Consider the following 12,068-nt stretch of genomic DNA (forward strand, 5'->3'; position numbering starts at 1 on the left):
TGTTTTCGGTTTCGTCAGAAACCGGTCGCTCACTCAACGTACTGACGATGATTAATCCGTCTTTCGACAGACAAACCTTCCTCTAATACTGTGTGAGGCTTTTGATACTTTTGCTATCCGGTGACTCCGAAGAACCACCGTCGCATTCCGCATCAAGTGCCCACACTTATCGGCTGTTAGTTTTTAAAGATCGATTCGCTCAACGCGCTGCGCCTGAACTTCAACTACCCGGCGCTGCTTCGTTTGCGTCGCTGCGTCATCAGCGAAGAAGCGAGATTATGGAGATCCGAACACACTCCGTCAACACCCTTTTCGCAATTATTTTAAAAAAGTCGCAAAGCACAAAAAACAGGCAATGGATCACCGCCCCGCAATTAGTTAGGGATCCGATTGGACTGGCCGCACTTGCGCGAACCACCAAGGCTCGACAAACATCGGAAGAAACAGAAACCGCCGAACTCGAATGTTTCGCGCCGGGCGAATACCGAAGTTCTCTGCAGGCGAACGCTGACCGCGCAACCCAGGCGCGGCGAGAATCAGATAAGAGGAATGAAGAGCACGCCGGCTGGAAGCTTTTCCACAGAAAATGTTCGCAAGCCTGTGGATAACCCCGCCAAAACTGCGCCAAGTACTTGATGCAAAACCGTTCTTTTGCATTGCGCTGAAAGCGCGACCGCGCCTGCGGTCGCGCGTCGAGCGGAGAATCAGAGCGACTTCATCGTCACGCGCGCATTCGTACGCATGAAAGCGCTGCGCTCGACCAGCGCGCCGAACAGCAGCCCGATGGTCGTCCACATGATGAACTGCATGCCGATCGCTGCCACACGGAATTTCCACAGGAGCACCGCCGGGAACGAGGCAGGCACTTCATCGATAACCGGCATCGACAGTTGCACGGTCGCGATGATCGCGACGAACACGAGCCCCGCGACGATCGAGCCGTTCCACGCGCCGAGCTTCGCCACCGCGCGCCGACGTACTTTCAGCGAAAACACCAGCGTCGCGAGCGAAATCGCAATCATCAGAAAGAACAGGCCGGTACGCGTGCCGATCGTTTCCGGGTCGCCGACCGACGGTGGATTGGCCGGATACTTGAGATTCGGCACGATCACGAGCGCGATAAAAGCGCCGACTGCGAGCCACGCGGACAACGCGCGCACGCTCAGCGCGCCCACGCGCCCATATGCATACGCGAACACCAGCGAGAACAGTCCGCCGAATGCCGCACCATAAGTGACCACGCCGGTCAGCAAGCCGAGCCCGGCCTGGGTCTCGCGGCTCACGAGTTCGTGTTCGTGTTCGTGCTCCTCGCCGTGCGCGGCGGCCGCTTTTTCCTCGAGGGAAACAGCCTGATCGACCTGCGGCTCGCCGGCGATTCGCGCGAACGCGAACGTGAGCAGGCCCGCGACGATGCCCGCGAGCATCCCGCGTACTAATAACTTACCCACCATGATGAACTCCGTTAGTGGCAGGGAAAGCCGAGCAGATGGCGGCCGTCGTGCACGAACTCATGCACGTACATGCCGGGCACCAGCGACGTGGCGCCCTGTTCCGCACCAACGAAGTACAGCGCGAGCAACAGCAGCAAACCGCCGAACACCACCCAAGGCAGCAGCTCGCGCAGAGGAATGGGAGTGGGCTGAGCCGCCGGTTGCGCGGCGGAATCGAAAACAGCTTGGGTCATCACGGACATCTCCTGGGGTAACGCGCCCCGATAGTCGATTGCAGAGGAATGGTGCGAAGTTCAGGTCTGGCTTTCGGCTTTTGTAAATGCATTGCCGATTACAGTGGCGCGACCGCGCCGGGTTCTCACCGGCTTCCGTGCTTCGCAAGGCGCCTATTCTACGCGCTAAACTTCGGCCTTCGTGAACGTCGGCATCGGGTCTCGCGGCGTCATGCGTCAGCATGAATACTGGCGCAGCGGCGGCCGCGCAAAAGCGCGTCGGGCACTCATAAGGGACTCAATGGATACGCGACTGTTACTGGTGAGCCACGCGGCGACGCTCGCGCAGCGCGCGGGCCGCTTCCCCGCCGACGAACCGCTCGAAGCCCGGGACCGTGCCGCAGCCGAGACCGCGCGCGCGGTTCTCGCACGGCGCGCCGATCTCGACGGCGCCACCGTATTCACCAGCCCGGCGGCCTGTGCGCGCGATACCGCCACCGCGCTCGGCCTCATGGCCACACCTGTCGATGCATTGGCGGACGTCGACTACGGCGAGTGGCGCGGCCAGCGTCTCGCCGACATCGCGCAGCAGGCGGCTGACGCGCTGGCCGCGTGGACACGCGACCCCGCGATCGCGCCGCCCGGCGGCGAGTCATTTACTGAAGTGGTGCAACGGGTCGGGCAATGGCTCGACCACGCCGCGCCTTCGGCTCGAACCGTTATCGCCGTTACGCACGCGCCGCTAATGCGCGCCGCCCTTGTTTATGCGCTCGGCGCTGCGCCGGAGCTGTTCCCTCGTATAGAGATCGCGCCGCTATCGATGATCGAATTGCGCTCGTCGCGGCGCGTCTGGACCTGGTGGCCGGCCACTGCTCTTTAAAGACCGACCGCGCTGCTTCCGTCTCGACGCCCCGGCCGCCAGCCTGCTGGCAGCTTGCGACGTACGTCAGCTCGATTCGCACGCGCGGTCCTTTCGCCCCCGCGTGGACGGGTTGCTGTTCCAGCGCGCGCCGACAAAAACCGCCCGCGCCTGTCGCCCCGACACCACCAGCCGCAATTGATCAGCCCCCGGCGGCGTCAACGTTATCTCGGCGCGCTGCCCCTTCCCACATAAATAGAACTGCTGCCGTGCCGCCGAATTCTGATCGCGGGTCGCGACGGACAGACACGCCGAGCCGGCACACCTCATCACCGTCTCAAGGCACGCAAATTGCATAGCGCCATACCGCCCGCGACCTCGCCGCCGCGTTAATCCAACACATCCGACGCATCCGACGCTACCGCCGACACCCACGCTAACCATCATGTCGACCACACCCGCCACCTCCACCCCCGCCCGCCTTGCCTCGGGCATCGAAGGCATCGACGACATCCTCGGCGGCGGTCTCACGCCGAACCGCATGTATCTCGTCGAAGGCGCGCCCGGCACAGGTAAAACTACCCTGGCATTGCAATTCTTACTCCAAGGTCTCGAAGCGGGGCAGTCGGGCCTGTACATCGCGCTGTCCGAAACCCGCGAGGAACTCCTTGCGATCGGCGCGAGCCACGGCTGGGATCTGAGTCGCTTCACGATCTTCGAGCAGTTGCCCGAAGAGGAGCTCGAGCCGCAGTACGAGCAAAGCGTGCTGCATCCGGCGGAAGTCGAACTCGGCGAAAGCGTGCGCAACGTGATCCAGCACGTCGACGAACTCAAGCCCGCGCGCATCGTGCTCGACAGCCTGTCGGAGCTGCGTCTGCTGGCGGAGAACCCACTGCGCTACCGCCGACAGATTCTCGCGCTGAAGCGGCATTTCTCGACCCGCGAATGCACGGTGCTGCTGCTCGACGACACCTCGTCGGTCGGGAGCGGCATCCAGCTGCACAGCATCGTGCACGGCGTGATCAGCCTCGACAACGTCGCCCACGATTACGGCGGCAACCGCCGCCGCGTACGCATCGCGAAGATGCGCGGGATCAAGTTCCGCGAGGGCTATCACGACTTCACGCTCAACACCGGCGGCCTGCGCGTGTATCCGCGCCTCGTCGCGGCCGAGCATCACCGGCAGTTCGACACGCAACCGCTCGGCACCGGCACGCCGGGTCTCGACGCGCTGCTCGGCGGCGGTCTGATTCCCGGCACCAATGCGCTGATCATCGGTCCGTCGGGGGTTGGCAAGACCACCACCGTGGTGTCGTGTCTGATCACCGCGCTCAACCGCGGCGAACGCTGCGCCTACTATGTATTCGACGAAACGCTCAGCACGCTCATCAGCCGTTGCGCGACGCTCGGCATGGACCTCGCGCCGTACGTCGACAGCGGTCTGCTGACGCTGCGGCAGATCGATCCGGCGGAAATCTCGCCGGGCGAGCTGTCGAGCGACGTGCGCAACGCGGTCGAAAACGAGCACGTGCGCTATGTCGCGATCGACAGCCTCAACGCGTATCTGCAGGCGATGCCGGGCGAGCGCTACCTGCTGCTGCACATGCACGAGATGCTCGGCTATCTGAACCAGCAGGGCGTGGTCACGATGCTGGTGCTCGGCCAGCACGGCATCATCGGCGAAGTGCAGACCGAGGTTGACATCAGCTATCTGAGCGACGTGGTCATACTGTTCCGCTATTTCGAGCATCACGGCGAGGTGCTGACCGCGGTGACTGCGGTGAAGAGCCGGGCGAACGACCATGAACGCACGATCCGCCAGTTTCGTCTCAGCCGCGCGGGTGTCGAGGTCGGCGAGGCGCTGCGCGACTTCGAGGGCGTGCTGTCGGGTCTGCCACCGTATCGCGGCGCGACCGCGATGCTCGGCGCGAGCAGCAATCTGCTCGATAGCACCGGACACTGAACGATGGAGCAGCGTGTCCTCATCCTCGCGCCGTTCGGCCGCGACGCCGACGTGATCGCCGCGGTCCTGCACAACGACGCCCGCGCATGCGTGAGCTGCGCCAGCACCGACGCGCTCACCACCGAGCTCGACATCGGCGCGGGCACCGCGCTGCTGACCGAGGAAGCGCTCGCCAACGGCCACGCGGCGGGCCTGTTCGCATGGCTCGAGCGGCAACCCGCGTGGTCCGATTTCCCGTTCATCCTGCTGGCCGCGCGCAGCATCGGCCGCCGCTCGGCGCGCGGGCTCGAGATGCTGGAGCGGCTCGGCAACGTGGTCGTGCTCGAACGTCCGCTCAATTCGGAGACCCTGCGCCGCGCGGTCGGCTCGTCGCTGCGCGCACGCGGGCGGCAATACGAATCGCGCCGCCTGCTCGCCGAACGGATTGCCGCGCAGGACGCGCTCGAACAGCTGAACGATTCGCTGGAAAGCCGCATCGCCGCACGCACGCACGAACTCGCGTCGGCCAACGATCGCCTGATGGCCGAGATCCACGAACGCGCGAAGGTCCAGGCGGTGCTGGTCCAATCACAGAAGATGGAAGCGCTCGGCCAGCTGACCGGCGGCATCGCGCACGACTTCAACAATCTGTTGAACGTGATCATGGTGAATGCCGAACTGATCTCGCGGGTCACCAGCGACGAGCGCCTGCGCGGGATGGCCGCCTCGGTCAAACGCGCGACCGAACGCGGCGCGAAACTGACCGGCCAGCTGCTCACCTTCTCGCGCAACAGCAACCCGGATCTGCAGGCGCTCGACGTGGTCGCGCTGCTGCAGAACATGCGCGACATCATCGCGGTCTCGCTCGGTTCCGGCATCCGTTACGACACCGTGTTCGAGCGCAGCGAAATGTGGACGCGCGCCGATGCGAACCAGCTCGAACTCGCGGTGCTCAATCTGGCCATCAACGCGCGCGACGCGATGCCGGGCGGCGGCACCCTGGAGATTCGCGTGAGCAGCCGCGACGCGCCCGACGAAACCCTGAACGCGGGCCGCTACGTGGTGATCGACGTGATCGATAGCGGCACCGGCATTCCGCCCGCGGTGATGTCGCGAGTCTTCGATCCGTTCTTCACGACCAAGCCGGTCGGCAAGGGCACCGGGCTCGGTCTGAGCCAGGTGTACGGGATCGCGCGCCAGGCCGGCGGCGCCGCGCGCATTTTCAGCGAGGAAGGCGTCGGCACCACGGTGCAGATCTGGCTGCCGTGGCGCGAGCGAGTGGCCGCTCGCAACGAAGCCGAGGCCGACGCCGAAGCGAATGCGACCAGCGACAAGCGCGTGCTGGTGGTGGAAGACGACAGCGAAGTGCGCGCGATGCTGGTCGAATCGCTGCGCATGCTCGGCTATACGGTGACCGAGGCCGCCGACGGTCAGGCCGGCCTGAGCCGCCTCGCCGACGATCAGCCCGATCTGCTGATGGTCGATTTCGCGATGCCGGGCATGAACGGGCTCGAGGTGATCGCCGCCGCGCGCAAGCAGCGCGCCGATCTGCCGGTGATCCTCGCGACCGGTTACGCGGACGTCGACATCACCGGCGCCGCGGTCAAGCACTGCACGATCCTGCGCAAGCCGTTCCAGCTCGACGAGCTGGCGCGCACGGTGCGGCTCGGGCTGGCCGCTTAACCGACACCGCGCGCCGGCCTTTACCGCGTCGCGTTGACATCACTGTCGCATTCTTGCCGCAGACTCAGGTGATCCGGCATTAATTTCCAATTCAATAGCTTGCTAACGAATCGTTTGGAAATACAATACCGGCCATGTCGAATCTCGATGCCCTGCGTCTCACCGTGAGCAGCACGCTGGTCGTGGCCGCCAGAAAATGGCGCCGCACGAGTCATGGCGTACTGGCCACGTTCAATGTGTCGGAAGCGTGCGCGACGCCGCTGCTGACCGCGAGCCGGCTCGGCTCCGCGGTGCGCCAGGTCACGCTCGCCGATCACATCGGCATCGAAGGGCCATCGCTGGTGCGCCTGCTCGATCAGCTGTGCGCGGCCGGCCTGATGCGCCGCGAAGAAGACCCCGACGACCGGCGCGCGAAGACCGTCGCGCTCACCGACGAGGGCCGCGCGGTCACCGCGAAGATGGAAGAGGAACTGGTGACGCTGCGCGCGCAGGCGCTCAAGGGCGTGTCGCGCGACGATCTCGAAGCCGCGCTGCGCGTGCTCGGCGCGTTCACGGTCGATGCCGCCGAGCAAGCCGCCGCGCCATCGGCGAACCAGGCGGACCAGGCAAACCACGGGAACCGGCCGCAACCCACGAGCCCGACGGCCGTCCCGGTCAAACCCCGCAAGCCCACCAAACGCCGCGCGCGCGCCGCCGCGCCGCATCACGCCGAGTCCGCGTAACGGTTTATGGTCTATCCCTCCCTCCGCGACTGGCTGTTCTCGGTCAAGACTTTCGCCGCGGCCATGCTCGCGCTCTACATCGGCCTCGCGTTCGAGCTGCCGCGGCCGTACTGGGCGATGGCCACCGTCTACATCGTATCGAATCCGTTCGTCGGCGCGACCCGCTCGAAGGCGATCTATCGCGCGCTCGGCACCGCGCTCGGCGCGGCCGGCGCAGTCCTGCTGGTGCCGCCGTTCGTCGAATCGCCGTATCTGTTCAGCGTGATCGTCGCGACCTGGGTCGGCACGATGCTGTACTTCGCGATCTCCGATCGTACCGCGCGCAGCTACGTGTTCATGCTGTCCGCCTACACGATGCCGATCATCGCGCTGCCGTCGGTGGGCAATCCGCTCGGCGTGTTCGATCTGGCCGTCAGCCGTACCGAGGAGATCATTCTCGGCATCGTGTGCGCGAGCATCGTCGGCAGCACGCTGTTTCCGAGCCGGCTCGCGCCGACCATCATCGAGCGCACCGACGCGTGGTTCCGCGACGCCGCGTTCTACGCGACCGAAACGCTGTCGGGCCGCATCGCCGGCGCGGCGCTTTCCAGCGCGCGGCAACGGCTCGCCAGCACGATCAACGGTCTCGAACTGCTGCTGAGCCAGCTCGCCTACGATCACACCCGTCCCGACATCCTTGCGCGCGCGCACGAGCTGCGCGGCCGCATGCAGTTGCTGCTGCCGATCATGTCGGCGCTCGCCGACCCGCTGCTCGCGCTCTATAACAACGGCCCGCAACACTGGCCCGCCGGACTGCGCGAACTGATCGACGACGTCATCAAGTGGTTCAATCAGCCGCTGCCCCCGGCGAGCGAGGGCTATCACGCGGACGAGACCGCCAACGCGCTGCGCGAGCGCATCGCCGCGATGCGTCCACCCGCCGATGCGTTGAAACATTGGGAAGGCGCGCTGCTGTCGAATGCGCTGTGGCGTTTGAAACAGGTGATCGACGTGTGGCAGGACTGCCGCTCGCTGCGCATCATCATCACGCGCGAGGAAGGTTCGTGGCGGCCGCACTTCCGCCATTGGCGGCTCGGCGGCACCGAACGCTTCTACGACCGCGGGATGATGCTGTTCGCGACCGTGTCGGCGGCCGCGGCGGTGGTGTTCGCGTGCGCGCTGTGGATCACCTCGGGCTGGAACGACGGCGCCAGCGCGGTGACGCTCGCGGCGGTCGCGTGCTGCTTCTTCGCCGCGCTCGACGAGCCCGCGCCGCTGGTGTTCCGCTTCTTCGTCGCGACCGCGGTCGCGGTGGTCGCCGCCGGTCTGTATCTGTTCGTCGTGCTGCCGAACGTGCACGACTTCGCGATGCTGGTGGTCCTGTTCGCCGCGCCGTTCATTCTGGTCGGCACGCTGATCCCGCGCCCGCAATTCAATATGGTGACGGTGCTGGTCGCGGTGAACACCGCGACTTTCATCAGCATTCAGGATGCGTACGACGCGAACTTCCTGACCTTCCTGAACGCGAACCTCGCGGGTCTCGCCGGGCTGCTGTACGCGTACCTGTGGACTCGCGTGACCCGGCCGTTCGGCGCCGAACTCGCGGCCGCGCGGCTGCTGCGCTCGAGCTGGGCCGACGTCGCGCTGACCGCGTCCGCTCAGCGGATCGAGGATCCGCGCAATCTCGCCGCGCGCATGCTCGACCGGCTGATGCAGCTGATTCCGCGGCTTGCCGCGACCGACGACCATCGTCATCCGTCGATCGAGAGCTTCCGCGATCTGCGCATCGCGTTCAACGCGCTCGACCTGCGCCGCCTGACCCGCAAGCTCGGCGGCGAAGCGCCGGCCGCGATCGATCATGTTCTCGATGGCGTGCATACCTACTACGAGAGCTGCGTCGCGCGGCGGCATCGTCAGCCGGTGCCGCCGAGCCTGATGTCGTCGATCGACGCGGCGGTGGCGCGCGTCACCGCGCAAGGCCTCGCCAACGCGGCGGCGCCGACCGAAATCTCGCCGACCTCGGCGCGCCAGCTGCGCGATGCGCTGCACGCGCTGGTCGGCTTGCGTCTTTCGCTGTTTCCGGCGACGCTCACGAAACCGACACCGACCGAACCGGAGGCCGCCGCGTGATGAACCTGCGCGTCATGACCCCGTTCATCCTCGTCAGCGCGTTGGCATGCGCCCCCCGTCCACCCTTTTCCAGTTCCCGCGATGCTCGGTGAAATCGATATCTTCGGCGTGTTCGTGCCGTCCGTGCTGGTGCTGATGTTGATCGCCTATCTGATCAACCTCGCGATCCGCACGGTGCTCGCCTACACCGGCTTCTACCGCCTCGTCTGGCATCGCTCCATCTTCGATCTCGGCATCTATGTGCTGGTGCTGGGCCTTGTCGTCGTTGTTTCGCACAGACTAATAACGTGAAAAAAACCTGGTTCTCCATCGGGCAGATTCTGCTGACCCTGATCGTCGTCGTGATCGCAGCGCTGGTGCTGTGGAAACTGGTCAACTACTACATGTTCGCGCCGTGGACCCGCGACGGACACGTGCGCGCCGACGTGATCCAGGTCGCGCCGGATATCTCGGGGCTGATCTCGTCGGTCGAAGTCACGGATAACCAGCAGGTCAGGCAGGGCCAGGTGCTGTTCGTGATCGACCAGGCGCGCTACACGCTCGCGTTGCGCCAGGCCGAGGCGACCGCGCAGCAGCGTCGCGCGACGCTCGACCAGGCGCGCCGCGAGTACGCGCGTAACCGCCAGCTCGGCAACCTCGTGGCCGCCGAAATCCTGGAAGAAAGCCGCTCGCGCGTCGAAGCCGGCGAAGCGGCGCTGGCCGACGCGAACGTCGCGATCGACACCGCCAAACTGAACCTCCAACGCTCGACGATCAAGAGCCCGGTCGACGGCTATCTGAACGATCGCGCGCCGCGCACCGGCGAATTCGTGTCGGCGGGCCGCGCGGTGGTCGCGGTGGTCGATATGCATTCGTTCCGCGTCGACGGCTACTTCGAGGAAACCAAGCTGCGCGGGATCGACATCGGCCAGCCGGTCGACATCACCGTGATGGGCGAGCCGACGCCGTTGCGCGGTCACGTGCAGAGCATCGTCGCCGGTATCGAGGACCGCGACCGCACGCAGAGCGCCAACCTGCTGCCGAACGTGAACCCGGCGTTCAGCTGGGTGCGCCTCGCGCAACGGATTCCGGTGCGCGTTGCGCTCGATGAAGTGCCGGCCGATTTCCGTCTGATCGCCGGACGCACCGCGACGGTGGCGGTGCGCGATCTGTCGCCGGTGAGAAGGCGGGCGGTGTCGGGCACCGGCCCGGCATCCGGTGCGGTGGCGGCGTCGGCCGCGCCGGTGGCGCCGGCTTCGGCGCTCGCGTCGGCGCCGGCGGCTCCCGCTGCTTCGGCTGCTTCGGCTGCTCCTTCGGCGGGCAAGTCGCAATGAAATTCGCGCACACCTTGTCTTCGCTGCCGCGGCTGCCCGCGCGATTGCCCCGTCTGCCCCGCCTGCCACGCCTGCCGCTGTTGCCGTTGCTGCCGCTCGCGGTCGCGCTGAGCGGCTGTATCAATGTCGGTCCCGATTACACGCTGCCGAAACAGGCGATGCTCAATGCGCCGCTCGCGAACGGCGCGATCGAAGGCGCGGACCCGGGGCTGACCTCGACGCTCAATCCGCCGACCGTCTGGTGGAAGCTCTACGACGATCCGGTGCTCAACAACCTGATCGACGAAGCGCTGAAATCGAATACCGATCTGCGGGTCGCGGCCGCGAACCTCGCCCGGTCGCGCGAGGCGCTCGGCGTCGCGCAGGCGCAGGGCGGCTTCTCGGGCGGCGCGTCGGCAACGGTCCAACGCGCGCAGGAATCGGCCGAGCAGTATCTGCTGTTCGAGAAACTGCCGGTCGCCAACCTCGGCGACTTCGGCCTGAGCGTGTCGTACGAAATCGATCTGTTCGGCAAGCTGCGGCGCGGCGTCGAAGCCGCGCAGGCGGACACCGAAGCGGTCGAGGCCGCCGGCGACCTCGCGCGCATCACGGTGGTCGCGGCGGTGGTGCGCTCGTACGTCGAGCAATGCTCGTCGGCCGAGGAACTGCGCATCGCGCAGCAGTCGCTGGCGCTGCAAAAGCAGCGCGTGGACCTGTCGCGCCGGCTGCGCGACGCGGGCCGCGGCAACCAGACCGAGGTCACGCGCGGCCAGACTCAGGTCGAGAACCTGAGCGCCGATATTCCGCGCTACACCGCGCGCCGCAAGATCGCGCAATACCAGCTCGCGGCGCTGCTGGCGCGCGCGCCGTCGGATCTGCCGCCGGCCGTGCTCGCGTGCGAGCGGCTCCCGCAACTGAATCAGCCGGTGCCGATCGGCGACGGCGCCGCGCTGCTGCGGCGGCGCCCGGACGTGCGCGAGGCCGAGCGGCAACTGGCCAGTTCGACCGCGCGGATCGGCGTCGCGACCGCCGCGCTGTATCCGAGCATCAGCATCGGCGCATCGGCGGGCTTCACCGGCATTCTCGAAGACATCCCGCAACAGCCGACCGCGCGCTGGGGCTTCGGTCCGCTGCTCACGTGGAACTTCCCGACCAACGGCGCGCGCGGCCGCATCCGCGAAGCCGAAGCATCGAGCCAGGTCGCGCTCGCGAAGTTCGACGGCGTGGTGTTGAAGGCGCTGCGCGAAACCGAGACCAACCTCGCGACCTACGCATCGGACTACGCGCGCGCCGAAGCGCTGCGCGCGGCGCTGAAGTCGGCCGCGCAATCGGCCGACGAAACGCATCGGCTGTATCGCGCGGGACGCGAGTCGTTCATCTCCGATCTCGATGCGACCCGCACGCTGACCGCGGCGAAGGCGCAATTGTCGGCGGCGGAAGGCCAGGTCACGGTCGATCAGGTCAACCTGTTCCTGTCGCTCGGCGGCGGCTGGGAGGTTTCGGGGCAGAGTACGCCGGGCGAGACGGCGGCGGCACTGAAGGCCGCTCCGGCGCTGAAGACCAGAACGGCGCCGGCCGGTTCGGCCTCGCGCCCGGCTGCCGAAACGGCGAAAGCGCCCTGAGCGAGCGAGCTTACGAATTATTTTTGATCAGCTTTCTTTTGCCTTTCGTTTCGGGTTAAATACGGGACACCACTACTCGCTACGGGGTCTCTCATGTCGCCATTCATGCAAGGTGCAGCAACGCTCGGCGGATGTATCGGCGTGTTCACGGCGGTCGTCGCCATCGTGGAAATGCT

Annotated in this window: 11 protein-coding genes and 1 riboswitch; of the genes, 9 read left to right on the forward strand and 2 right to left on the reverse strand. The window is 66.2% G+C overall.

Annotated features, from left to right (window positions below):
- Positions 1-278 precede the first annotated feature (278 nt).
- Positions 279-608, forward strand: coding sequence for a hypothetical protein (locus LJ656_RS29220; RefSeq protein WP_230512969.1), 330 nt, complete (start codon positions 279-281; stop codon positions 606-608).
- A 96-nt stretch (positions 609-704) separates the two neighbouring features.
- On the opposite strand, the gene LJ656_RS29225 is transcribed toward LJ656_RS29220, so the two are convergent.
- Together LJ656_RS29225 and LJ656_RS29230 are read right to left on the reverse strand one after the other, a co-directional pair.
- Positions 705-1,451, reverse strand: coding sequence for a CbtA family protein (locus LJ656_RS29225; RefSeq protein WP_230512970.1), 747 nt, complete (start codon positions 1,449-1,451; stop codon positions 705-707).
- 11 nt (positions 1,452-1,462) lie between these two features.
- Complete coding sequence (locus LJ656_RS29230) at positions 1,463-1,684, reverse strand: CbtB domain-containing protein (RefSeq protein ID WP_075304984.1); 222 nt, start codon at positions 1,682-1,684, stop codon at positions 1,463-1,465.
- 42 nt (positions 1,685-1,726) lie between these two features.
- Positions 1,727-1,872, reverse strand: a riboswitch (cobalamin riboswitch).
- Positions 1,873-1,964: 92 nt separating this feature from the next.
- Between LJ656_RS29230 and LJ656_RS29235 the strand changes: the two genes are divergently transcribed.
- The 8 genes from LJ656_RS29235 (at position 1,965) to LJ656_RS29270 (ending at position 11,892) form a co-directional block, all read left to right on the forward strand.
- Positions 1,965-2,543: a histidine phosphatase family protein gene (locus LJ656_RS29235; protein WP_230513081.1), complete on the forward strand. Its 579-nt coding sequence runs from the start codon at positions 1,965-1,967 to the stop codon at positions 2,541-2,543.
- Between the two features lie 424 nt (positions 2,544-2,967).
- Entirely contained in the window at positions 2,968-4,485 is a 1,518-nt protein-coding gene (locus tag LJ656_RS29240; protein WP_230512971.1) for an ATPase domain-containing protein, read from the forward strand.
- A 3-nt stretch (positions 4,486-4,488) separates the two neighbouring features.
- Entirely contained in the window at positions 4,489-6,147 is a 1,659-nt protein-coding gene (locus LJ656_RS29245) for an ATP-binding protein (RefSeq protein ID WP_230512972.1), read from the forward strand.
- Between the two features lie 134 nt (positions 6,148-6,281).
- A complete protein-coding gene (locus tag LJ656_RS29250; RefSeq protein ID WP_230512973.1) occupies positions 6,282-6,869 on the forward strand; it encodes a MarR family winged helix-turn-helix transcriptional regulator in 588 nt (195 codons plus the stop codon).
- Positions 6,870-6,875: 6 nt separating this feature from the next.
- Positions 6,876-8,978 carry an FUSC family protein gene (locus tag LJ656_RS29255; RefSeq protein ID WP_230512974.1) on the forward strand — a complete coding sequence of 701 codons (2,103 nt, stop codon included), beginning with the start codon at positions 6,876-6,878 and terminating at the stop codon, positions 8,976-8,978.
- Positions 8,979-9,059: 81 nt separating this feature from the next.
- Complete coding sequence (locus LJ656_RS29260) at positions 9,060-9,269, forward strand: DUF1656 domain-containing protein (protein WP_230512975.1); 210 nt, start codon at positions 9,060-9,062, stop codon at positions 9,267-9,269.
- A complete protein-coding gene (locus LJ656_RS29265; RefSeq protein WP_230512976.1) occupies positions 9,266-10,291 on the forward strand; it encodes an efflux RND transporter periplasmic adaptor subunit in 1,026 nt (341 codons plus the stop codon). The genes LJ656_RS29260 and LJ656_RS29265 overlap by 4 nt, the downstream gene beginning before the upstream one ends.
- Positions 10,288-11,892: an efflux transporter outer membrane subunit gene (locus LJ656_RS29270; protein WP_230512977.1), complete on the forward strand. Its 1,605-nt coding sequence runs from the start codon at positions 10,288-10,290 to the stop codon at positions 11,890-11,892. Before LJ656_RS29265 ends, LJ656_RS29270 begins: the two co-directional genes overlap by 4 nt.
- Positions 11,893-12,068: the final 176 nt, after the last annotated feature.

This window comes from Paraburkholderia sejongensis, from assembly GCF_020880815.1.
In the GTDB taxonomy this organism is placed as follows: domain Bacteria; phylum Pseudomonadota; class Gammaproteobacteria; order Burkholderiales; family Burkholderiaceae; genus Paraburkholderia; species Paraburkholderia sejongensis.

Excerpts from the sequence above, each read along its gene's own strand:
- LJ656_RS29220 (WP_230512969.1), top strand. The coding sequence starts at position 279 with ATGGAGATCCGAACACACTCCGTCAACACCCTTTTCGCAATTATTTTA.
- LJ656_RS29225 (WP_230512970.1), bottom strand. The coding sequence starts at position 1,451 with ATGGTGGGTAAGTTATTAGTACGCGGGATGCTCGCGGGCATCGTCGCG.
- LJ656_RS29230 (WP_075304984.1), bottom strand. The coding sequence starts at position 1,684 with ATGACCCAAGCTGTTTTCGATTCCGCCGCGCAACCGGCGGCTCAGCCC.
- LJ656_RS29235 (WP_230513081.1), top strand. The coding sequence starts at position 1,965 with ATGGATACGCGACTGTTACTGGTGAGCCACGCGGCGACGCTCGCGCAG.
- LJ656_RS29240 (WP_230512971.1), top strand. The coding sequence starts at position 2,968 with ATGTCGACCACACCCGCCACCTCCACCCCCGCCCGCCTTGCCTCGGGC.
- LJ656_RS29245 (WP_230512972.1), top strand. The coding sequence starts at position 4,489 with ATGGAGCAGCGTGTCCTCATCCTCGCGCCGTTCGGCCGCGACGCCGAC.
- LJ656_RS29250 (WP_230512973.1), top strand. The coding sequence starts at position 6,282 with ATGTCGAATCTCGATGCCCTGCGTCTCACCGTGAGCAGCACGCTGGTC.
- LJ656_RS29255 (WP_230512974.1), top strand. The coding sequence starts at position 6,876 with ATGGTCTATCCCTCCCTCCGCGACTGGCTGTTCTCGGTCAAGACTTTC.
- LJ656_RS29260 (WP_230512975.1), top strand. The coding sequence starts at position 9,060 with ATGCTCGGTGAAATCGATATCTTCGGCGTGTTCGTGCCGTCCGTGCTG.
- LJ656_RS29270 (WP_230512977.1), top strand. The coding sequence starts at position 10,288 with ATGAAATTCGCGCACACCTTGTCTTCGCTGCCGCGGCTGCCCGCGCGA.